Annotated in this window: 16 protein-coding genes, 19 tRNA genes and 3 rRNA genes; 9 read left to right on the top strand and 29 right to left on the bottom strand. The window is 39.5% G+C overall.

Annotation, left to right across the window (positions count from 1 at the left end):
• Nucleotides 1–113 precede the first annotated feature (113 nt).
• Nucleotides 114–1355: a DNA polymerase Y family protein gene (locus tag APRE_RS01255; protein ID WP_015777190.1), complete on the bottom strand. Its 1242-nt coding sequence runs from the start codon at nt 1353–1355 to the stop codon at nt 114–116.
• 132 nt (nt 1356–1487) lie between these two features.
• Here APRE_RS01255 and APRE_RS01250 point away from each other — a divergent pair, with 132 nt between their 5' ends.
• Entirely contained in the window at nt 1488–1877 is a 390-nt protein-coding gene (locus tag APRE_RS01250) for a helix-turn-helix domain-containing protein (RefSeq protein WP_015777189.1), read from the top strand.
• Nucleotides 1877–2416 (top strand): ImmA/IrrE family metallo-endopeptidase, encoded by a 540-nt coding sequence (locus tag APRE_RS01245; protein WP_015777188.1) that lies wholly within the window; start codon nt 1877–1879, stop codon nt 2414–2416. The genes APRE_RS01250 and APRE_RS01245 overlap by 1 nt, the downstream gene beginning before the upstream one ends.
• Before the next feature lie 132 nt (nt 2417–2548).
• Here the strand turns inward: APRE_RS01245 and APRE_RS01240 are convergent, their stop codons facing one another.
• The 3 genes from APRE_RS01240 to hcp all read right to left on the bottom strand — a co-directional run bounded on the left by APRE_RS01240 (nt 2549) and on the right by hcp (nt 6060).
• Complete coding sequence (locus tag APRE_RS01240) at nt 2549–3091, bottom strand: DUF4367 domain-containing protein (RefSeq protein WP_015777187.1); 543 nt, start codon at nt 3089–3091, stop codon at nt 2549–2551.
• Nucleotides 3092–3176: 85 nt separating this feature from the next.
• The gene (locus APRE_RS01235; protein ID WP_015777186.1) at nt 3177–4346 is read right to left on the bottom strand and encodes a M20 metallopeptidase family protein; all 1170 of its coding nucleotides are present in this window, start codon (nt 4344–4346) and stop codon (nt 3177–3179) included.
• Between the two features lie 97 nt (nt 4347–4443).
• The gene (hcp, locus tag APRE_RS01230; RefSeq protein ID WP_015777185.1) at nt 4444–6060 is read right to left on the bottom strand and encodes a hydroxylamine reductase; all 1617 of its coding nucleotides are present in this window, start codon (nt 6058–6060) and stop codon (nt 4444–4446) included.
• A gap of 161 nt (nt 6061–6221) precedes the next feature.
• On the opposite strand from hcp, the gene APRE_RS01225 reads away from it, so the two are divergent.
• Genes APRE_RS01225 through APRE_RS01215 form a run of 3 tightly spaced genes read left to right on the top strand, consistent with a single transcriptional unit; the run spans nt 6222 to nt 8422 of the window.
• A complete protein-coding gene (locus APRE_RS01225) occupies nt 6222–6758 on the top strand; it encodes a PTS sugar transporter subunit IIA (RefSeq protein ID WP_015777184.1) in 537 nt (178 codons plus the stop codon).
• 57 nt (nt 6759–6815) lie between these two features.
• Entirely contained in the window at nt 6816–7625 is an 810-nt protein-coding gene (locus APRE_RS01220; protein WP_015777183.1) for a Cof-type HAD-IIB family hydrolase, read from the top strand.
• Nucleotides 7625–8422 carry a Cof-type HAD-IIB family hydrolase gene (locus APRE_RS01215; protein WP_015777182.1) on the top strand — a complete coding sequence of 266 codons (798 nt, stop codon included), beginning with the start codon at nt 7625–7627 and terminating at the stop codon, nt 8420–8422. The genes APRE_RS01220 and APRE_RS01215 overlap by 1 nt, the downstream gene beginning before the upstream one ends.
• 111 nt (nt 8423–8533) lie before the next feature.
• On the opposite strand, the gene APRE_RS01210 is transcribed toward APRE_RS01215, so the two are convergent.
• On the bottom strand, nt 8534–10126 hold the full coding sequence (locus APRE_RS01210; protein WP_015777181.1) for an ATP-binding cassette domain-containing protein: 1593 nt from the start codon (nt 10124–10126) through the stop codon (nt 8534–8536).
• 183 nt (nt 10127–10309) lie between these two features.
• On the opposite strand from APRE_RS01210, the gene APRE_RS01205 reads away from it, so the two are divergent.
• On the top strand, nt 10310–11200 hold the full coding sequence (locus APRE_RS01205) for a helix-turn-helix domain-containing protein (protein WP_015777180.1): 891 nt from the start codon (nt 10310–10312) through the stop codon (nt 11198–11200).
• On the top strand, nt 11197–11742 hold the full coding sequence (gene mnmM, locus APRE_RS01200; protein ID WP_015777179.1) for a tRNA 5-(aminomethyl)-2-thiouridylate-methyltransferase MnmM: 546 nt from the start codon (nt 11197–11199) through the stop codon (nt 11740–11742). Before APRE_RS01205 ends, mnmM begins: the two co-directional genes overlap by 4 nt.
• On the opposite strand, the gene APRE_RS01195 is transcribed toward mnmM, so the two are convergent.
• Nucleotides 11739–12512, bottom strand: coding sequence for an alpha/beta hydrolase family protein (locus tag APRE_RS01195; protein WP_015777178.1), 774 nt, complete (start codon nt 12510–12512; stop codon nt 11739–11741). The two genes, mnmM and APRE_RS01195, sit on opposite strands and share 4 nt — an antisense overlap.
• 113 nt (nt 12513–12625) lie before the next feature.
• On the opposite strand from APRE_RS01195, the gene APRE_RS01190 reads away from it, so the two are divergent.
• Together APRE_RS01190 and APRE_RS01185 are read left to right on the top strand one after the other, a co-directional pair.
• Nucleotides 12626–13684, top strand: coding sequence for an SPFH domain-containing protein (locus APRE_RS01190; protein WP_015777177.1), 1059 nt, complete (start codon nt 12626–12628; stop codon nt 13682–13684).
• A complete protein-coding gene (locus tag APRE_RS01185) occupies nt 13684–13878 on the top strand; it encodes a type II toxin-antitoxin system antitoxin (protein WP_015777176.1) in 195 nt (64 codons plus the stop codon). The genes APRE_RS01190 and APRE_RS01185 overlap by 1 nt, the downstream gene beginning before the upstream one ends.
• 22 nt (nt 13879–13900) lie before the next feature.
• Here the strand turns inward: APRE_RS01185 and APRE_RS01180 are convergent, their stop codons facing one another.
• The 23 genes from APRE_RS01180 to APRE_RS01070 form a co-directional block, all read right to left on the bottom strand.
• Nucleotides 13901–14236 carry a nitrous oxide-stimulated promoter family protein gene (locus tag APRE_RS01180; protein ID WP_015777175.1) on the bottom strand — a complete coding sequence of 112 codons (336 nt, stop codon included), beginning with the start codon at nt 14234–14236 and terminating at the stop codon, nt 13901–13903.
• A 528-nt stretch (nt 14237–14764) separates the two neighbouring features.
• Nucleotides 14765–14841, bottom strand: a tRNA-Ile gene (locus APRE_RS01175).
• A gap of 37 nt (nt 14842–14878) precedes the next feature.
• Nucleotides 14879–14955: transfer RNA gene (locus APRE_RS01170), tRNA-Ile, on the bottom strand.
• Nucleotides 14956–14960: 5 nt separating this feature from the next.
• Nucleotides 14961–15036, bottom strand: a tRNA-Trp gene (locus APRE_RS01165).
• A gap of 56 nt (nt 15037–15092) precedes the next feature.
• Nucleotides 15093–15168: transfer RNA gene (locus APRE_RS01160), tRNA-Phe, on the bottom strand.
• A 6-nt stretch (nt 15169–15174) separates the two neighbouring features.
• Nucleotides 15175–15268: transfer RNA gene (locus APRE_RS01155), tRNA-Ser, on the bottom strand.
• Nucleotides 15269–15313: 45 nt separating this feature from the next.
• Nucleotides 15314–15403, bottom strand: a tRNA-Ser gene (locus APRE_RS01150).
• Nucleotides 15404–15525: 122 nt separating this feature from the next.
• A tRNA-Lys gene (locus APRE_RS01145) sits at nt 15526–15601 on the bottom strand.
• 4 nt (nt 15602–15605) lie between these two features.
• Nucleotides 15606–15681, bottom strand: a tRNA-Gln gene (locus APRE_RS01140).
• Nucleotides 15682–15777: 96 nt separating this feature from the next.
• Nucleotides 15778–15854, bottom strand: a tRNA-Arg gene (locus APRE_RS01135).
• Between the two features lies 1 nt (nt 15855).
• Nucleotides 15856–15929 (bottom strand) — tRNA-Gly (locus APRE_RS01130).
• A 15-nt stretch (nt 15930–15944) separates the two neighbouring features.
• Nucleotides 15945–16030, bottom strand: a tRNA-Tyr gene (locus APRE_RS01125).
• Nucleotides 16031–16056: 26 nt separating this feature from the next.
• Nucleotides 16057–16132, bottom strand: a tRNA-Thr gene (locus tag APRE_RS01120).
• A 26-nt stretch (nt 16133–16158) separates the two neighbouring features.
• A tRNA-Asp gene (locus tag APRE_RS01115) sits at nt 16159–16235 on the bottom strand.
• A gap of 60 nt (nt 16236–16295) precedes the next feature.
• Nucleotides 16296–16371 (bottom strand) — tRNA-Val (locus APRE_RS01110).
• A 129-nt stretch (nt 16372–16500) separates the two neighbouring features.
• Nucleotides 16501–16575: transfer RNA gene (locus APRE_RS01105), tRNA-Glu, on the bottom strand.
• Between the two features lie 39 nt (nt 16576–16614).
• Nucleotides 16615–16691: transfer RNA gene (locus APRE_RS01100), tRNA-Met, on the bottom strand.
• Between the two features lie 24 nt (nt 16692–16715).
• Nucleotides 16716–16804: transfer RNA gene (locus APRE_RS01095), tRNA-Leu, on the bottom strand.
• Between the two features lie 11 nt (nt 16805–16815).
• Nucleotides 16816–16890, bottom strand: a tRNA-Asn gene (locus tag APRE_RS01090).
• 71 nt (nt 16891–16961) lie between these two features.
• Nucleotides 16962–17078 (bottom strand): 5S ribosomal RNA (gene rrf / locus APRE_RS01085).
• Between the two features lie 62 nt (nt 17079–17140).
• Nucleotides 17141–17257: ribosomal RNA gene (rrf, locus tag APRE_RS01080) — 5S ribosomal RNA — on the bottom strand.
• Nucleotides 17258–17291: 34 nt separating this feature from the next.
• Nucleotides 17292–20337, bottom strand: a 23S ribosomal RNA gene (locus tag APRE_RS01075).
• A 170-nt stretch (nt 20338–20507) separates the two neighbouring features.
• Nucleotides 20508–20583 (bottom strand) — tRNA-Ala (locus APRE_RS01070).
• Between the last annotated feature and the right edge of the window lie 25 nt (nt 20584–20608).

Below are 20608 nucleotides of genomic sequence, written 5' to 3'. Positions count from 1 at the left end.
ATGAAAATCGCCCAATCACTAAAAGACATCCCTTAGGAAATCGACTCTCTTAGGAGGGTTTCCTTAGAAGATTTTTACTAGTAATTAGGCGATTTTTCCCTTTCTCAAGAGCCCTAAAAATTATAATGATTCATGGGTAGGGTTATTATTTCGTTGATTTCTTTGGGAAGTTTGATATCTCGCATAAGACCTAGAAAGCTTATGGCGTCTTTCCCGTATTTTTGTCTTATCTTATACAAGGCTGTATCGCAATTTTCGTCTTTAATTAATTTTTTGTAGTCAGAGAAGACGTCCATCTGGCTTCCCCCACCTTCCTTTCTAAGTTTGATTGCCCTAATGCCTACTGCCCTTACTGGGAAGTCCCACTTGTATTTTTCTTTAAACAAATCGAAGCCCTCTCTGGCAAGGACAATGGATGACTGACTAGCGAGCTTGATTGGTTTTTGGAAATTGTAGGATTGGAGTTCATTATTTCTTACAAAAATTTCCACACCGAAGGCCTCAAGTCCCGCTTGTCTTAACCTTTTTGATACAGAAAAAGAAAGTTCTTGGAGGACATTGAAGACCTCTCTATTATTAACTAAGTCTTTTCTACAGGTTGAGGAGTTTCCTATAGTCTTTACTGGCTCTTTGTGGTCTCTGTCATGGACTGGCCTTATATCTAGACCATTGGCATACTCCCATAGGTAGACTCCATTTATGCCCAAGAGATTTCTTATAAGATCTGGATCTGTATTAGCAAGCTCTCCTAGGGTGAAGATCCCTATTCCATTTAGCTTCCTTTCCGTAGCCCTACCCACTCCCACCATTTCCCTTACAGGAAGGGGCCAGACTATTTCTTTGAAATTATCTTCTCCAATGATGGTAACTGCGTCAGGCTTTTTCATATCTGATCCGAGTTTTGCAAAAATCTTACAAAAGCTTACCCCGACACTGACTGTTATACCGACTTCCTCCTTCATCCTCTCACGAATTTTATTGGCAATCTCCTCCCCAGTCCCAAAAAGATGGGCCGATCCTGTTACATCAAGGAAGCACTCGTCAAGACCAAAGGGCTCAACCTGGTTGGTGTATTCATAATAGATTTTCCTCGCAAGCTTAGAGTGTTTGAGGTATTCGTCATAATGAGGAGGAACTATGGTAAGATCAGGACATTTGGCGAAGGCCTGCCATAAGGCTTCACCCGTCTTTACCCCAGCTTCCTTAGCTTCTTGGCTTTTGGCAAGGATAATCCCGTTCCTATTTTTAGGGTTTCCTGCGACAGCCATTGGAATTCCCTTAAGCTTTGGGTTAAGTTTTTGTTCTATTGATGCATAACAAGCGTTCATATCTGAATGTAGTATAACTTTTTTCATAATTACTCCTTGAATTTCACAGACTGTTAATGTATAATTTAGACAATAAATGACTTAAGAATATTATAAGACCTTAAGTGTCTTTTGTCAACCATTTTTGTAAATAAGAGTCTGTAAGCTAAAGGAGAGCGTATGGCATTTGCTAATAAAGTAAAAGAACTAAGAGAAATCAAAAAGTTAACCCAAGAAGACCTAGCCAAGTTGTGTAATGTCTCAACCAAGACCATATCAAGATACGAGCTGGGAGAATCCAAGCCAAGATACAGGAAGACCTATGATCTTTTGGCAAAGCATCTCGATACTACTCACGACTACTTGGTAACTGATGAGGACGAATTTATCCTAAAGGCTAGGGAAAACTTTGGCGAAGGTGGAGCAAAGGATGCCCAAGATATGATAAATGGAGTAATTGGCCTAATGGCAGGAGGCGAGCTTCCTGAAGATGACAAAAGAGCGATCCTCGATGCAATATCAGAAGCCTACTATATAGCCAAGATGGAAAATGAAAAGAAGGATCAATAATGGGAGTATCCTACGATAGTATCTACAAAAAGGCGAGAGAGGTCATAGATACCTACAAGTCAAGAGATCCTAGGGATATCCTAGAAAGAAGAGGAGTCCACCTTATAGCCTTTAAGTCAAACACCAAACTTTTAGGCATGTATAAGATCATTAAGGGAGTAAGTTTTGTCTTCTACAATCCTTTCGTAGATGAGAGAATCCAAAATATGGTCTTTGCCCACGAGCTAGGCCACCATCTCTTTCACGAGGATGCCGCCGCCAATGATCTTATAGAGTATGAGCTTTTCGATATAAATTCAGAAATGGAGCTTGAGGCTAATATCTTTGCAGCCCACCTCCTCTTAGATGAAAACTGCCTTATCGAGGACGTGAAGGAAGGCTATACCTACAATCAACTCGCCAGTATGTATGATGTAAATGTAAATCTTATGATCTTTAAGTTAAACGAAATGCACAGGATGGGTATGCCTATAAGAAAGGAAAGCCCCTCAAGCTCGACCTTTTTTAGGGATATAGAAGATTGTAAGTGTAATTACTAAGCTTAGATTTAAAACTTCTCTTTCTATAATTGACCTAATAATTTCTTTTGGAAAGCTTGTTCTTAGCTTTATTTCAATTCCTAAAAGAAATTATTGCACCAAAAAAGACCTCCAGGAGGTCTTTTAATTTTTCTATTTAGCTTCTTCTACGACCTTAATTGTCTCATCCTTATCTAGGCTTGATCTTGCGTAGATTGAGTAGTTTTCTCTTTCTACTACTAGGTATCTAAATGATCCGTCGTCCCAGAATTTGCCGTCTTCTTCGCCTACTTTTACATCTTCTGCGTCTTCTGGCATTGTGTAAAGTCCCTTGAATCTTTCCTCATTGTCAGAAACTTGTACAGTAATTTTTTTGGCAGGATTATTCTTTTGACCAAATTCTATAGTCAAAAGGTCCTTCTTCTCGTCCCTGAAATTTTCTTCAAAGTCTTCTGGAAGGTAGTTGTAAGCTACATCATAGATTGGACTGTCGAACTTCTTGTCTGAAGTCTCTTTCTCCCCTTCTTCCTTCTTATCTTCTTTAGAATCCTCATCAGATGTCTTATCTTCTGCCTTTTCCTCTACCTTTGTTTCTTCCTTACTATCTTCACTGTTCTTCGCATCATTTGAACAAGCCATTAGGCCAAAAGCTAGGGCAAGAGTCATAGCACTTGCAAAAAACTTTTTAATCTTCATTCCCTCTCCTTAGTTTATCCTTCATTAAATTCGTTATCAATTATACTAAATTTCTATATCTTATACAAGTCTTTGCGAAATCTAGTTAAGATTCTTGGAAATCGAAAACAGCTCTGGCTAGTACTTCTACGGCAGGGGCTATGGCCTTATCAGAGCAATAGTAGTTCTTGCTGTGAAGGGCTTCTTTCGGATGTCCTTCTTCCCCACTTCCAAACCAATAGAAAAATCCAGGAACTTCCTTCATAAAGAAGGCAAAATCCTCACTGGCCATGGTGTGGCCTTCCTTTAGGATGTTCTCTTCTCCCAAGACTTTGCTAGCGGAAGAAAGAGCCCTTTCATACATGTCTTTTCCATTATATACAGAAGGAATCTTTTCTGTGTAGGTAATCTCATACTTACATTCGTAGGCTTTTGCCATATTTTCTACTATGGCCTCCATCCTTTCAATGGATCTTTCGAGATTTTCCTCAGAAAGAGAGCGAATGGTGGCAGATAGATGGGTCTTATCGACTACTAGATTGTCTTCTGATCCTCCATTTATAGAATTTACAGAAAGGACGATCGAGTCGAAGGGGTTGGTGTTTCTTGAAATTATGGTCTGAAGGGCCATGACTATATTTGATGCACAAACTATAGGATCTATGTTAAGATGAGGCATGGACCCGTGCTGACCCTTACCGAAGATATCTATCTTGAAATTTACCTTGGCACTCATCAAGGATCCCTTCTTTATTATAGCCTTCCCGAAGTCGACTTCTGGCCAATTGTGAAAGCCTAGGACCCTATCGATCTTAACCTTATCGAAAAGACCCTTGTCTACGTATTCCTTGGCCCCTCTGGTGATTTCCTCGGACCTTTGAAAGATAAATACTACATCTCCCGAAAGCTTATCCCTATTTTCGCTAAGGAGTTTCGCCACAGCCAAAAGACTTGCTGTGTGGTAGTCGTGGCCGCAGGCGTGCATGGTATTTTCTTCCCTTGATTTGTAGGAAATATCGGTCTCTTCCTTCTGGGCCAGGGCGTCGATATCTGCCCTAAGTCCTATGACCTTGCCAGCTTTTCCTGTCTTAAGCCTTGCAATTAGCCCTGTTTCTATAGGAAAGTCGATTATTTCGACTCCTTCAAGTTTTTCTAGAAATTCTCTTATAATTTCAGTCGTCCTATATTCCTTGTCAGAAACTTCCGGGTGCATATGGATTTGGTGTCTAATTTCTATAATTTCTTCTAAATCGCTGTAAGATAATTTTAAATTCATATTATTTCCTTTATATATATTCTTAGTATGAATATACTTCTAAGAAAATTTCTCACAAAAAAGAAAAGCTAGATTTCTCTAGCCTTTCTCAAAATATTTATTTAGTAAAAAGTGGCATATCTTCTTCTACTGTTGTATTTCCTGCTATATTAAAGTTTTCTACCAAGAAGTCTACAACTGTTGGTGATAGGAAGGCTGGAAGTGTTGGTCCTAGGTGGATGTTTTTTACTCCTAGACTTAGTAGGGCTAGAAGGACTATTACAGCCTTTTGTTCATACCAAGCGATATTGTATTCAATTGGTAACTCGTTTATGTCAGATAGACCGAAGGCATCCTTTAGGGCTAGGGCAATTTGAACGAGTGAGTATGAGTCGTTACATTGACCAGCATCTAAAACTCTTGGGATCCCATTGATATCTCCAAGACCTAACTTGTTGTATCTGTATTTTGCACAACCAGCAGTAAGGATTACATAGTCTTCTGGTAGGGCCTTGGCAAAGTCTGTGTAGTAAGATCTTTCCTTGTGTCTTCCGTCACAACCTGCCATTACTACGAATTTCTTGATATTTCCTTCTTTGACTTCGCTAACTACCTTATCAGCAAGGGCTATTACTTGATTGTGAGCGAAACCTCCGACAACTTTTGTATCCTCAAGATTTGTTGGAGCTTTACATTTTTTGGCCATTTCGATAATTTCAGTAAAGTCCTTGTTGCCATTTTCGTCTGCTTCTATGTGTTTACATCCTGGATAACCTGCATTTCCTGTTGTAAACATCCTGTCTTGGTAGGTGTTATTTTTCTTCATTGGAACGATACAGTTGGTTGTCATAAGGATTGGGCCGTTGAATTTCTCGAATTCTTCGTTTTGGCTCCACCAGCTATTTCCGTAGTTTCCGTGGAAGTTGTCGTATTTTTTGAATTCTGGGTAGTAGTTTGCTGGAAGCATCTCAGAGTGGGTGTAGATTTCTACTCCGCTATCCTTTGCTTGATCTAGAAGCATCTTCATATCGTGAAGGTCGTGACCTGAGATTAGGATTCCTGGCTTATCTCCTGCAGAATAATCTACTTCTGTGATTTCAGGATTGCCGTAAGTTTCTGTATTAGCCTTATCAAGTAGGGCCATAGCCTTAACACCGTGGCTTCCTGTCTCCATCACAAGGTCAATTAGCTTAGTGATATCTGTATATCCTTTTGTAGTCTCTTCAAGGGCTTTTGCAATGAATTTATCCACTTCGATATCTCTAAAGCCTAGGACATTGGCATGGTGGTTGTAGGCAGCCATTCCCTTAAGTCCGTATATTACAAGCTCTGTAAGAGATCTTTCGTCTTCATTCATTATATTTAAAACACCAACTTCGATTGCTTTTCTAGAAAGCTCGTCGTCATCGTCTGATGAGTATAGGGCAAAGTCAGAAAGACCTTCCTTAGAAACTTCTCCCAAAAGCTCATCTTTCATAGCTATAGTTTCCTTTACTATAGCTAGTATTGCCTCAGTGTCGAAGTTTGCATTGGTGATAGTTACGAAAAGGTTGTTAGATATCCTATCGTAAAATCTATCTTCTACTTCTCCTTTTTTATTTATTACTTCAGCAAGTCCCTTTGTTACATATACGAGAAGGTCTTGGATATTTGCTGTATCTTCCTTCTTGCCACAAACGCCCTGGATCTTACATCCTTCATTCTTGAAAGTTTCTTGACATTGAAAACAAAACATAAATTAACTCCTTTTTTCTTTTTTCTTAGCTTAACTATCTCTATTATAAACCACTAAGACATATAAAATCTGTAACATATGTTACGTTAAATGATTTTTGTTAAAATATTAGTATATTAATAATAAGAAAGATGATGTAAACATGAAAACAAGGAGGTACTATGTCATTTTTAGATAAAATCAAGAGTGCTTTTTCTGGAGATAGTAAGAAAAACGAAGCTGTAAAAGAAGTAAAAGAAGTTAAAGCTAACGAGATAATTCTTGCTCCACTTACAGGAGAAGTTAAGGACATCAAGGAATGTAGCGATCCAGTGTTTGCCCAAGAAATCGTAGGCAAGGGAGTAATCATTATCCCAACTGAAGGAAAAGTTTATGCTCCAGTTGATGGCAAAATCTCAATGCTTGCAGAAACAGGACACGCTGTAGGAATCACATCAGATGATGGCACAGAGCTACTAATCCACATCGGACTTGATACAGTTGAGCTTGAAGGAAAACCATTCGATATCAAAGCAGAAAACAATGCTTATGTAAAACGTGGAGATCTTCTAATCGAATTTAACATCGAAGAAATCAAAGCTGCTGGTAAGGAAATCCAATCACCAGTTATCATAACAAACACAGATGATAAGACAATAACAAGCCTAAAACTTGGTCAAATCAACCACGGAGAAGATTTACTAAAAATTGAAGCTTAATAATAAGGGGACTGTTGCAATTGTAGCAGCCCTTTTTATGTTGATATGGAGGAAGAATTGAAATTAATAGGAGTAGATATAGACGGCACTCTTCTAAATAGCAAAAACGAACTTACTGCTAGGACGAAAGCTAGTCTTATTAAGGCAAGTAGAATCGGCCACAAGGTCGCAATCATCACAGGCAGGGACTTTTATGCGGCAGACTTTCTGGCAAAAGATCTTGATTTTGATAAGTTCGGAGGACTTGTCTCTTCATCTAACGGAGCCCATGTCTATGATATGAAGGCTAAGAAAACAATCATAAACCACACCATAGACCATACTCTAATAAGAGAAATGATAGGCTTTGCCAAAGGGCTCGGCTTTGACTATATAATCTATCATAAGGGAGAAATCTTAGCAGAAAACGAACATGCTCATAGCCTAGAATATCTGGCAAGTAAAAATAAAATGCCTTATAGGATTATCGAAAATTTAGAAGAGAAAATAGATTTTCCCCTTAATAAAGTTCTTTTCTCAGCAGAGCCTTCAATCATAAATAAAAATATAGAGAAGTTTAAGGGAAAATTTGAAAGCCAAGTAAACCCCATCCACTCCATGCCCCAATTTCTCGACTGCATGCCCCTTGATATCAACAAAGGCAGGAGCATCCTAGAAATTGCAGACTTCTTCTCGATCGAGTCCAAGGACACCCTCGCCTTTGGAGATGAGATTAACGATATGGAAATGATACAAATGGCAGGGACTGGAATCGCTATGGCTAACGCAAGCGAAATCTTAAAAAAAGAGGCGGACTTCATCACTCTTTCAAACGACGAGGATGGGATAGCCTATTATATAGAAAAGAATATACTTAAGGAGAAATAATGAAACTAATCGGAGTAGACGTCGATGGAACTCTCGTAAATAGCAAGAGAGTCATCACAGAAAGGACAAGAGAGGCCTTGATTTCTGCCATGAAAGCTGGTCATAAGGTCGTAATAGTTACAGGAAGACCAACCGCTGGAGCTAGAAATCTTGCAGAAGCCTTAGAATTTGATAAATACGGCGGTCTTATTTCAAGCTTTAATGGAGGAGCTATCACCGACTTTGCCACAGGTAAGGTCCTCGCCAACCACGAAATGGACCATGACATTGCAGTAGAGATGATAAAACTTGCCAAAGACTTGCCCCTTGAGACCATGGTGCCTTATATGGATACAGTTTTTAGCCCAAAGATCGGCCCTTACACAGAAGGTGAGGCAAGAACTCTCAGGATGGAAGCTAAAGAAGTAGAAGATCTCGACCAAACAATCGACTTTCCTGTAAACAAAATCCTCTTTGCAGCAGACCCTGACCTAATAGATGAGCCAACTAGTAAGATTAAAGAGAGATTTGGAGACCTAACAGAACAAGTCAAATCAGCAAGATTCTATTACGAGGTTATGCCTATGGGACTTTCTAAAGGAAATAGCCTTCTAGAAATCGCAAAAATTTTTAACATAGACCAAAAAGACATCATTGCCTTTGGTGATGAGATGAATGACGAAACTATGATAGAGGCTGCTGGAGTAGGAGTCGCCATGGGTAATGCAGTAAGTAAGATAAAAGAAATAGCAGACTACGTAACCCTCACAAATGACGAGGACGGCATAGCCTACTATCTAGATAAATTCATATTATAGGGCGTATTAATAAATCATCTCCTGCCATTTAGATTCTTCTAGGAAAATCCCAATCTATCACAAGATAAGTAGGAAGAATTTCACAGGCAGGAGAATTAATTTATAAATTCACTAACTTTTGTAATCTTCAATATTTATCACATGGTCGAAGCTTTGAAGATAGGCTGGGTCTTGGTTGTGGGTGATTACTATTCTTGTTAGCCTATCTAGGCTTTCTATTAAGCCTTCGATTGACCTAGCGCTTTCTGGGTCAAGCCCACTTGTTGGCTCATCAAAGATAAGTAAATCACTTCCCTTGTATAGGGCCCTAGCAAGCTCTAGCTTCTTCTTCTCTCCACCAGATAGACTTCCATTTTTGATTAATCCATCCTTCTTCTCATGATAAACTCGACTTAATCCTACCCTATCGATAATTCCTTCGATCCTATCTCTATCAATCCCATCATCGCCCATAGCGATATTGTTTATGAAAGTATCCTCAAATACTATAGGATTTTGTGGAATATAGTAGATATTATCATATAAGTCTTCTTCCGAAAATTCTTTGAAGTCGCCATTAGCAAAGGAAATCTCTCCCCCATAGTCTTCATTTACCTTCATAAGAATCTTGGCAAGAGTAGACTTACCAGATCCGGAATTTCCGATTATAGCATATGACTTAGCTTTTTCTATATCCAAATCCATCTTATCAAAGACCTTGATATCTCCATAGGCGAATGATAGATTGTTTAGTTTAAGGTCTAGTTGTGGAGTCTTTCCTTCTTTCTTGCTCTCTTCTATATCAGGAATTTCACTAATTACCATCTCCTTTATCTTCTTTGTAGATAAAATGTTAACCAAATATCCAAAAGAATCTGCTAAAGTCGCTGTAGAAATCGAAACTAACTTTAGAGAAGCTAAGAGATCTGATAATTGTAAGTATTGATTTTTCACCATAATACTACAAATATATGTAACTAACAAAGACGATAAAATATTAATACTAAAAAGAGTTTGACCAAACATGCTAATGGAAACATTTAGATGGGTCAAAGATTTCAATAACTTATTATCATCTATATCGAATTTCTTTAAAAAGTATTCTTTATTCTTTGATTCCTTAATTACAAAATATCCATCTAGAAATTCATTCAATCTATCAATATAAGATGAGTAATTCTCAGACCTTAAAATTTGCAAATCTGAAATCCTCTTAGAAAAAACTTTAGAAACTCCCCCAGGAAAAATAACAAAAAATATGGTAGCTAAGAGAATATAAGGATGAATCTTATAGAGGCCTATTATGTATACTATGGCTTGTCCTATACCAATTATTGCGGATGGTAAAGTCATCAAATAATTTAACCTTAACTGATCGACATTCTGATCTACTTGGGTGATGTATTCTCCCTTATTTTTCCCAAAAAAGCTAGATGACTTGGTATTAATTATTCCTTCCAAATAATCATGCCTTAAGTCGCTAGATATGTATTGGGTAAAGAGCTTGCCGTTTCTCTGGGATATATAATATGATAGACAGGCAATAAGAACATACAAAATTGAATGAATAACAATCTTACTAGCACTTCCCTCGATATTCCCCAAAACGACATCTATTATTTTAGTACTAACTGTGCAATATAAGTAGATAAAATAAACTTCAATTACACCAAAAATAACCGACAAAATCAGATTCTTCTTATATCTGAGAATATACTTTTTCATCAACCCACCTCTTTCTTAACCTTATAAATAATTTTTGAATAAAGCTTAATAAGATATTCATTCCTACAAGATTTTTAACTTTGTTATCTTTTATTTTACCAAAGTATTATAGAAAACTCTATGACAAATTGTCTATGGAATAATATTTAAATATATGATAAAATAATTATTTAGGTGATATATATGAATGATAGAAAATATATTTTTGGTAAATTCTTAAAGGATATTCGAAATAAGAGAAATTTAAGTCAAGAGAGATTGGCTGAGCTTAGTTTTATTAATATTAAAACTATTTCTAATATGGAAAATGCCAAGGTTAACTTTGATTTGGATAACTTGGATAGACTTTCTTCTATTTTATTTGTCGATTTGATTGAAAAGTATTTTGAGATAATGTATGAGGATAGCTCAAGCATCGAAAACATCATTTCATCCTTAAATAGCAAAGATAGGTATGAGGGGAAAGATCAGTCCCGTGAGATTAATGAACTTATAAGAATAAAAGAAAGAACTTCTAGAGATGTTGTGAAGGTTAAGGCTAGCAAGTTGATTATGTTTTTTAGGAGCATGGAAGTCAAAGATAACCCCGCTCTGAGGAAGAATTTAATCATAGATGCCCTAAATTCTGATGGTGAATTTAATTTCAACGATCTAAATAATAATTATTATGATAATATAGATTATAGGATATTGATGAACTATGCAATGTGTTTAGATGATCAACAAGAAAGGCTAAGAATTTGTAAGTTTATAGAAGATAGCGAAGTCTTAGATAAAAATATCAGAGCAATTTTGTACCATAACATTAGTAATATTTATTACATTTTGGAAGATAACAAGAAAGCTCTAGAATATATTAATATGGCCCTAGCTTATAATTCGAACAATCCTAAGTCCGCTGTAATGCTTTATACAAAAGCTATTATCCTTATGGATGATAAGCTTCCCTATGAAGATTATATAAGAGAATCCCTCGATATTTCTAAAAGAACTGATCCTGATACTTATAATTTTATCTTACATAAATTTAAAAATAAAAAGACCAAGCTTTCTTGTTCTAAGGAGCAATTATGATTGAAAGAGTAACAGATCTTGTTAAGGAAATTCTTATTAGAAAGAAGGATATTGACCTTGCTGTGGATATGACAGCAGGGAATGGGAATGATTCAGCCTTTATCCTTGATGTATTGGGAGCAAAAAAGCTAATTGCCTTTGATATTCAAGAGGCTGCAAGGGAAAATACCTTAAAGCTTCTTGGCCCTAGGGATAATTTTACCTTTGTTTTGGATAGTCACGCCCATATTGATAAGTATGTCAAAGAAAAAATTGACTTGGCTGTCTATAATCTAGGCTACCTTCCAAATTCTGATAAGACTATCACTACTAGGGCCGATTCTACTATAGAAAGTTTAGAGAAGGTCCTAAGTCTTTTAAGAAAAAAGGGCAGGGTACTTATAACCATCTATCCAGGCCATGCCCAAGGAAAGATTGAAGCAGATATGCTCGATCATTTCCTAGAAGAACTTGACCCAAAGGACTTTGCCATTCTCAAACTATCCTACCCAAACAAGAAAGACATCTCCCCTTATGTAGTCACAATAGAGAAGAAATCCTAAATATTTTCTCTAATAAAGTCATTAGTTAAGGCAAATACCTCAAGTCTTTTCTCGTAACTTGTGAAGTTATGGCCGACATTTTCTATTTCTATATATTTACAATCCGTGAACTTCTCTTCTAGGAGGGTCATGGATTCTTTTTCTATTACTGGATCCTTCTCTCCCCTAATCATAAGGACCTTGCCCTTATATTCTTCCGCCATTTCTAGGAAATTATATTTCCTGCTATCTTCTACAATCTTAGCCGATAGTCTAAGACCTCCCAGGTCCTTTTCCCCAAGTATTTGACTTTTGGATAATTCATCTAAGGACCTTATAAGATTTGAATTTTCCAAGGAATAGTTGCTTCCTGGTGCATAGAGGATAAGGCCCTTAGGGTCCTTAAGCTGGGCTAGCTTTATGGCGACAGCCCCTCCCATGGAGTGGGCTCTGATAAATATCTTATCTCTATCTACAAATTTTTCTTTTTCTACAAAGTCATAGATAATCTGAGCATCTTCTATCTGTCTAGTGAAGGTTAGATCGAAAAAGCTTCCCTCGCTTTCTCCGAATCCCCTAAAGTCAAATCTATAAACCAGAAAACCCGCCGCAGTAAGATATTTAGCATGCTGGATAGACATATAATTAATCCCATTTCTATCATCCATAAGACCATGAAAGAATATTAATGCTGGGTAATTTTTATTTTCACAAAAATCATCAGGAGTATTGAGGACTCCCCTGATTAAGTCATTGTTTTTTGCTCTGATACTTTTATATAAATATTTCATATCTCCTCCTAGTATATACTTACCCCGAAGCTTATGTAAAATCTATTCAAGCCTATTGACCAAATGAAATGAAAGTGATATCATTATGATATCAAATATATAAGGAGTAAAATATGGACAAGTTAGAAAAGAAACTCGAAAACTCTGATAATGTCGAAGAAAAGATCCTTAAGGCAAAGAAGAATGGTCTTCTAATGCTTTTGGTCTACTTTATTCTCCTGGCAGGAGCAATTTTAACGATAGCAGTAAATGGAAATATTATCGATAGTGGTAATTACACAAGTCTAAATATAGTATTTCTAGTAATAGGAATAGTTTTTGTAGCCTTAGGATGGATTATGCTTTTGGGTCTTAAGCTTCTAAAACCTCAAGAATCATTAGTCCTAACGCTTTTTGGTAAGTATATCGGAACTATAAAGGGCGAGGGCTTCTATTATGTGAACCCTTTCGTTTCAGCAGTAAATCCTGCTGCCAACACCAAGCTAGGCCAATCTGGAGATGTAAGTGATGGCATAAAGATTTTTGATAAGTCTAATTCCTACCAATCTACCAATAAGAAAATTTCCCTAAAGGTAATGACCCTAAATAACAGCAAACAAAAGATCAACGATTATTTAGGAAATCCTGTAGAAATTGGTATAGCAGTAATGTGGAAGGTAAACGACACTGCCAAGGCAGTATTCAATGTAGACAATTACAAGGAATATTTGTCCCTACAGACAGATACAGCCCTAAGAAATATCGTTCGCCAATATCCTTACGATGTAAACCCTCATTATCAAATTGACACAACAGGCGATGGAGAGCCAGATGATGGATCTCTTAGAGGTTCTAGTGAAATAGTAGCTAGAAGAATCAAGGAAGAAATTCAAAAAAGAGTAGAATTTGCAGGTCTTGAGATAATAGAAGCAAGGATTACCCACCTATCTTACTCATCTGAAATCGCCGCAGCAATGCTTCAAAGACAACAAGCATCAGCCCTAATCGACGCTAGAGCCATGATAGTAGATGGAGCAGTGGGCATGGTAGAGATGGCTCTTGCCAAGCTTGAAGAAAATGGAGTAGTCGACCTAGATGAAGAAAGAAAAGCCGCCATGGTATCAAACCTCCTAGTTGTTCTTTGTGGCAACCATGAAGCAAGCCCAATAGTCAATACAGGAAGCTTGTATTAATGGCCAAAAAACAAATACCCCTAAGGGTATCGGAAAAACTCTACAAGCAAATTGCCCAATGGGCCGAGGATGATTTTAGATCAATAAACGGTCAGATAGAATACCTCCTCACAGAATGTGTCAAACAAAGAAAAAAAGACGGCAAATATGTCTCAGAAACGATAGATGAACCAATAGACTTAGATATTGAGTAAAGAAAAAGTCCTACTGTAAATATTATTTTCTGTAGGATTTTTTGTTTGCAAGTTTTCTTATAAAACTAGATTTATATAATAGATGCTTTATAGACTTACCTGGTCTATAGAAGATAAAGCGTGGACCTGAAAATCTCATAATCTCGCGGATCTGATCTCGCCTTACTGGCTCATAGCAATGGATCTTACAATAAGAGCAAAAGGGCTTATTAGAACCATGAGGACAAGAAGAAAGCTTACTTTTGACATAAGCCTTAAGATCACTAATCTCACCATCAGAAAACCTATCATTCTTCCTATGAAACAAATCAATCATATCACAAACAATCTTATATTCTTCATTAAGCTTCTTATCCATAAATCCCTCCTCTGTGCTAATACTATACTAGATATATCTATCTTAGCCTTTCTAATCTGTAGATTAGATTAAGAAAACAAGGATAACTCCCTAAATATAAAGTTAAACTATATAACGAATCATACATGCATATAAAACATTAAGGGAGTTCTCAGGACTGATTGGTGAGCCAAAAGACACCTCAAGCTAGATATATTTGATAAGCCTTACGTAACTTGAACCCTGTGACTTCGTCCCTTGCAGGGGGTTTTAAATGCCTTAGCATTTGAAATATATGAGGCGAATGAAATGAGCCCAGTAAACACTTATGAGCGTGCTCATAACCGGTTGTGGGTAAAAAAAAACACCTCATAGAGAGATGTTTGGTGGGCCTTGAGGGACTCGAAGCCTGTGACCATGTCCCTTGTAGGGTTTTAAATGCGTTAGCATTTAAAATCTCTGAGGCGAATGGAATGAGCCCAGTAAACACTTATGAGCGTGCTCATAACCGGTTGTGGGTAAAAAAAAACACCTCATAGATGAGATGTTTGGTGGGCCTCCAGGGACTCGAACCCTGGACCTACCGGTTATGAGCCGGGCGCTCTAACCGACTGAGCTAGAGGCCCACAATAACTTCCGTTAAAGTGTTACTTAATTTTAAAGTGGTGGACCTGAGTAGACTCGAACTACCGACCTCACGCTTATCAGGCGTGCGCTCTAACCACCTGAGCTACAGGTCCATATTTGGCAGGGGAGACAGGATTTGAACCCGCGACATCCGGTTTTGGAGACCGACGTTCTGCCAGCTGAACTACTCCCCTAGATTGAATAGTTATAATAACCGGTCGTTGATATAAACCTATCCATCCAAAAAAATTGGTGCCCAGAGGCGGAATCGAACCACCGACACGGGGATTTTCAGTCCCCTGCTCTACCGACTGAGCTATCTGGGCTTGTTATGGCGGAGAAGGAGGGATTTGAACCCTCGCATCCCTTTTGAAAGGATCTACTCCCTTAGCAGGGGAGCCTCTTCAGCCACTTGAGTACTTCTCCTTAAGCTTGTTAATAAGCTTACATATCCGCTAATAAAAGCGATATTGGCGGAGAGGAAGGGATTCGAACCCTTGTGAGCCAAAGACTCTAACGGTTTTCAAGACCGCCCCGTTATGACCGCTTCGGTACCTCTCCATATATTTAATTATCGATAAGTAATCAAATGGCTAGAAAATAAACATATCCATAAAATTAAATCGTCGAGGATATCGACGAATTTCCAACACCATCCCTAAAACGGGATGAGTGCTGATAATTGGTGACCCATCGGAGATTCGAACTCCGGACACCCTGATTAAAAGTCAGGTGCTCTACCGGCTGAGCTAATGGATCATATTGGCTGGGATAGCAGGACTCGAACCTACGCATACCAGAGTCAAAGTCTGGTGCCTTACCGACTTGGCTATATCCCAACGTTCAAAGCACGGTATAATTATATCATAACTTAAATCTGCCGTCAAGCTTTTTTTTATAATTAAGTTCTTACCTTTTCTATTAGAAATTGTCTTTGGCGCGCCCTCCAGGATTCGAACCTGGGACACACGGATTAGAAGTCCGATGCTCTATCCAGCTGAGCTAAGGGCGCATGGAGCGGGTGAAGGGAATCGAACCCTCGCAACCAGCTTGGAAGGCTGGGGCTCTACCACTGAGCTACACCCGCAAAGATGTAAAAGGTTGGTGGGGATGAGCGGATTCGAACCACTGAAAGCAAAGCTAACGGATTTACAGTCCGTCCCATTTGGCCAACTCTGGAACATCCCCACATATTTAATTATCCAAATTCTTATTGGAGCTGATGATAGGACTTGAACCTACAACCTATTGATTACAAATCAATTGCTCTACCAATTGAGCTACATCAGCATATTGGATCACTATTGCAATCCAAATGGCGACCTGGATGAGATTCGAACTCACGACCTCCGCCGTGACAGGGCGGCATTCTAACCAGCTGAACTACCAGGCCATAAACAAACTACTTATTGATAAGTAAGTTACAGTAATATCTAATATTTGTTAAATATTATGGTGGAAGTAACAGGGCTCGAACCTGTGACCCCCTGCTTGTAAGGCAGATGCTCTCCCAACTGAGCTATACTTCCAAAAGTAGAATTAATTGAGAATTAATTCTATTTACTCATCGACTTGCTGACAAAGTTACTATGTAACTTTGAAACGCCGCGATGTCTGACCTTCAATCAATTTGCTGCGCAAATTGTGATAGGTCATGATGGTGACCCTACCGAGATTCGAACTCGGGATACCACCGTGAAAGGGTGGTGTCTTAACCGCTTGACCATAGGGCCATAATTGTTGCAATTATGCTTTAATTGTTTTTAATAAAATGGTTGCGGGAGTAGGATTTGAACCTACGACCTTCGGGTTATGAGCCCGACGAGCTACCAAACTGCTCCATCCCGCGTTAATTGTAGAGTAGTGGTAATAATGGTGCCGAGAATCGGAATCGAACCGATACGGTGTTTAACCACCGCAGGATTTTAAGTCCTGTGCGTCTGCCAGTTCCGCCACCCCGGCGCATCAATAATTGGCGCTCAGGGTGGGACTCGAACCCACAACCTACCGGTTAACAGCCGGGTGCTCCACCATTGAGCTACCTAAGCATCACAGTGATTTAATTATAACATTTATCTCAACCACTGTCAACATTTTTATCTAACTTGCTTAGATATTTGTTTAGCTACTTCCTAGTCTCCCGGGAGGTTTCCCTCCGAGTACCATCGGCGTTATGAGGCTTAACTTCTGTGTTCGGTATGGGAACAGGTGTATCCCTCATGCTATCGTAACTATACTATAGGCTAACAATCTTTCACAAGCCTCCCCTTATAGGGGAGACTCACTTATAGATTTTTTGTTTAGCGGCTTCCTAGTCTCCCGGGAGGTTTCCCTCCGAGTACCATCGGCGTTGTTAGGCTTAACTTCTGTGTTCGGTATGGGAACAGGTGTATCCCTAGCGCTATCGCCACTATACTTTTTTGAACCTTCTAAATAGCAATAAATATTTCCAGTCAAGATGTAAAGTTTAGTATCCATTAGCTTAATACATTACTGCACTTACACCTTGGACCTATCAAAGGTATTTTCTTTACCTACTCTGAGAAATCTTATCTTGAGGCCTGCTTCGTACTTAGATGCTTTCAGTACTTATCAATTCCACACGTAGCTACCCAGCTATGCTCCTGGCGGAACAACTGGTACACCAGAGGTGTGTCCATCCCGGTCCTCTCGTACTAGGGACAGATCCTCTCAAATTTCTTACGCCCACGCTGGATAGGGACCGAACTGTCTCACGACGTTCTGAACCCAGCTCGCGTGCCTCTTTAATGGGCGAACAGCCCAACCCTTGGGACCTACTTCAGCCCCAGGATGAGACGAGCCGACATCGAGGTGCCAAACCTCCCCGTCGATGTGGACTCTTGGGGGAGATAAGCCTGTTATCCCCGGGGTAGCTTTTATCCGTTGAGCGATGGCCCTTCCATGCGGTGCCACCGGATCACTAAGTCCGTATTTCTACTCTGCGCAACTTGTAGGTTTTGCAGTTAAGCTCGCTTCTGCCTTTGTACTCTACGAATGGTTTCCGTCCATTCTGAGCGAACCTTTGAACGCCTCCGTTACTTTTTGGGAGGCGACCGCCCCAGTCAAACTGCCCAACTGACAATGTCCGATGCCCTGATTCAAGGGTCATCGTTAGAACTTTAATATTAGAGGGTTGGTATCCCAAGGGTGACTCCACATACACTGGCGTGCGTGTTTCTAAGTCTCCCAACTATCCTGTACGTCTAATCTCAAAGTCCAATATCAGCCTACAGTAAAGCTCCACGGGGTCTTTCCGTCCTAGCGTGGGTAAGTCGCATCTTCACGACTACTACAATTTCACCGGATCCTTTGTTGAGACAGTGCCCAAATCGTTACACCTTTCGTGCGGGTCGGAACTTACCCGACAAGGAATTTCGCTACCTTAGGACCGTTATAGTTACGGCCGCCGTTTACTGGGGCTTAAGTTCTAGCCTTCGCATACGCTAAGCCTTCCCCTTAACCTTCCAGCACCGGGCAGGTGTCAGCTCCTATACTTCATCTTTCGATTTTGCAGAAACTTGTGTTTTTGGTAAACAGTCGCTTGGGCCTGGTTTCTGTGGCCAGATCGCTCTGGCTCCCCTTCTCCCGAAGTTACGGGGACATTTTGCCGAGTTCCTTAACAAAGGTTCTTCCGCGCGTCTTGGTATTCTCTACCTCCCTACCTGTGTCGGTTTTGGTACGGGCGCTTTGGTCTTGATAGTGACTTTTCTTGGCAATTTGAAATCAGCTACTTCTCTACTTGTGTTTTCGATACCTATCAAAGCTTAGCCTTATGTCATGCGGATTTGCCTACATGACAGCCTTACTTTTTAGACTAGCATCCATCAGCTAGCTTAGCTTATCCTCTTGCGTCATCACTTCTCTATAGCGACTTTAAGCGGTACAGGAATTTAAACCTGTTATCCATCGGCTACGCCTTTCGGCCTCGCCTTAGGTCCCGACTTACCCTGAGGGGACGAGCCTTGCTCAGGAATCCTTAGGGTTTCGACGGGGATGATTCTCACATCCCTTCTCGCTACTCATGCCAGCATTCTCTCTTGTATGCGCTCCACACGTGCTTTCGCTTATGCTTCGTCGCCCATACAATGCTCCTCTACCACTGATAGAGGTATTAAATCTAGACATAAAGTTTAGAATACTTGTTTGACGTTTTACCAGGTTATATTTTTTAATCTTATATAACTGTTCGGTGATAATTGAGTATTTTACAACTTACCTTAATTACGTAATTTGATTTGTTACTCGTTTATCTTGATTGTTTAAATATTTCCTAGCTCAAGTATTTTTTCTTTATTTCGTAGATTTAATTCCTCTATCAATCCGAAGCTTCGGTACTGGATTTTAGCCCCGTTCATTTTCGGCGCAAACCCACTTGACCAGTGAGCTATTACGCATTCTTTAAATGCATGGCTGCTTCTAAGCCAACGTCCTGGTTGTCTTAGTAGGTTCACATCCTTTTCCACTTAATCCAGATTTTGGGACCTTAGCTGTCGGTCTGGGCTGTTTCCCTTTCGACTTAGAAGCTTATCCCCCTAAGTCTGACTCCTTGATCTGATTTTTTGGCATTCGGAGTTTGATAGGTTTTGGTACGGTAAGCCGCCCTAGACCATTCAGTGCTCTACCTCCTTAAATCTTAATCAAAGGCTAGCCCTAAAGCTATTTCGAGGAGAACCAGCTATATCCGAGTTCGTTTGGTTTTTCGCCCCTATCCACAGTTCATCCGATACGTTTTAAACCGTACCCGGTTCGAGCCTCCAGTGAATTTTACTTCACCTTCACTCTGACCATGGATAGATCACCCGGTTTCGGGTCTATCGCATCTAACTATTCGCCCTATTAAGACTCGCTTTCGCTTTGGCTTCATCTCTTAAAGATTTAACCTTGCTATATACGATAACTCGCTGGCCCATTCTACAAAAGGTACGAGATCACTCTTTAGAGCTCTCTCTGCTTGTAGGCACTAGGTTTCAGGTTCTGTTTCACTCCCCTTTCGGGGTTCTTTTCACCTTTCCCTCACGGTACTTGTTCGCTATCGGTCACATGTTAGTATTTAGCCTTAGGGGATGGTCCCCCTATCTTCACAACGGATTCCTCGTGTCCGGTGCTACTTTCCTCCCTGGTTTATTTAGTTTTCGTCTACAAGACTTTCACTTTCTTTGGTTCATCTTCCCAGATGATTCGACTAACTAGATATTCCTCAATGGATTAGGCTCTTTTCTTTTCGCTCGCCGCTACTTGGAAAATCGAGTTTTCTTTCTTTTCCTCCTGTTACTTAGATGTTTCAGTTCACAGGGTCTTGCTTTACTAAGCTATGTATTCACTTAGTAATGACTGTGTCTTCCACAGCCGGGTTTCCCCATTCGGAGACCTAGGGGTCACTGCTTTTTGTGAGCTCTCCCTAGTTTTCGTTCACTTACGTCCTTCATAGCCTTCATGTGCCAAGGCATCCACCTTGCGCCCTTTCTTTCTTGACTGGAAATATTTTTTGCTATTTAGTTTTCATCTTAGCTATGCTAAGTGGTTCAGTTTCTAATGACTCTATCTTTTGCCAAACTCGTCGGCTTGCTGACAAATCATAGATTTGAAACGCCGCGACGTCTGACCTTCCATCAATTTTGCTTTGCAAAATTGGGATAGGTCATTATGGTGGAGATAAAGAGATTCGAACTCTTGACCCCCTGCGTGCAAGGCAGGTGCTCTCCCAGCTGAGCTATATCCCCATATTTTATGTTATTTTTAATTTAA

Source organism: Anaerococcus prevotii DSM 20548 (assembly GCF_000024105.1).
GTDB classification, from domain to species: domain Bacteria; phylum Bacillota; class Clostridia; order Tissierellales; family Peptoniphilaceae; genus Anaerococcus; species Anaerococcus prevotii.
The sequence above is the reverse complement of the archived record's forward strand: the minus strand, read 5'-3'. Positions and strand labels throughout refer to the sequence as shown.

Excerpts from the sequence above, each read along its gene's own strand:
- APRE_RS01255 (WP_015777190.1), bottom strand. The coding sequence starts at position 1,355 with ATGAAAAAAGTTATACTACATTCAGATATGAACGCTTGTTATGCATCA.
- APRE_RS01250 (WP_015777189.1), top strand. The coding sequence starts at position 1,488 with ATGGCATTTGCTAATAAAGTAAAAGAACTAAGAGAAATCAAAAAGTTA.
- APRE_RS01245 (WP_015777188.1), top strand. The coding sequence starts at position 1,877 with ATGGGAGTATCCTACGATAGTATCTACAAAAAGGCGAGAGAGGTCATA.
- APRE_RS01240 (WP_015777187.1), bottom strand. The coding sequence starts at position 3,091 with ATGAAGATTAAAAAGTTTTTTGCAAGTGCTATGACTCTTGCCCTAGCT.
- APRE_RS01235 (WP_015777186.1), bottom strand. The coding sequence starts at position 4,346 with ATGAATTTAAAATTATCTTACAGCGATTTAGAAGAAATTATAGAAATT.
- hcp (WP_015777185.1), bottom strand. The coding sequence starts at position 6,060 with ATGTTTTGTTTTCAATGTCAAGAAACTTTCAAGAATGAAGGATGTAAG.
- APRE_RS01225 (WP_015777184.1), top strand. The coding sequence starts at position 6,222 with ATGTCATTTTTAGATAAAATCAAGAGTGCTTTTTCTGGAGATAGTAAG.
- APRE_RS01215 (WP_015777182.1), top strand. The coding sequence starts at position 7,625 with ATGAAACTAATCGGAGTAGACGTCGATGGAACTCTCGTAAATAGCAAG.
- APRE_RS01210 (WP_015777181.1), bottom strand. The coding sequence starts at position 10,126 with ATGAAAAAGTATATTCTCAGATATAAGAAGAATCTGATTTTGTCGGTT.
- APRE_RS01205 (WP_015777180.1), top strand. The coding sequence starts at position 10,310 with ATGAATGATAGAAAATATATTTTTGGTAAATTCTTAAAGGATATTCGA.
- mnmM (WP_015777179.1), top strand. The coding sequence starts at position 11,197 with ATGATTGAAAGAGTAACAGATCTTGTTAAGGAAATTCTTATTAGAAAG.
- APRE_RS01195 (WP_015777178.1), bottom strand. The coding sequence starts at position 12,512 with ATGAAATATTTATATAAAAGTATCAGAGCAAAAAACAATGACTTAATC.
- APRE_RS01190 (WP_015777177.1), top strand. The coding sequence starts at position 12,626 with ATGGACAAGTTAGAAAAGAAACTCGAAAACTCTGATAATGTCGAAGAA.
- APRE_RS01185 (WP_015777176.1), top strand. The coding sequence starts at position 13,684 with ATGGCCAAAAAACAAATACCCCTAAGGGTATCGGAAAAACTCTACAAG.
- APRE_RS01180 (WP_015777175.1), bottom strand. The coding sequence starts at position 14,236 with ATGGATAAGAAGCTTAATGAAGAATATAAGATTGTTTGTGATATGATT.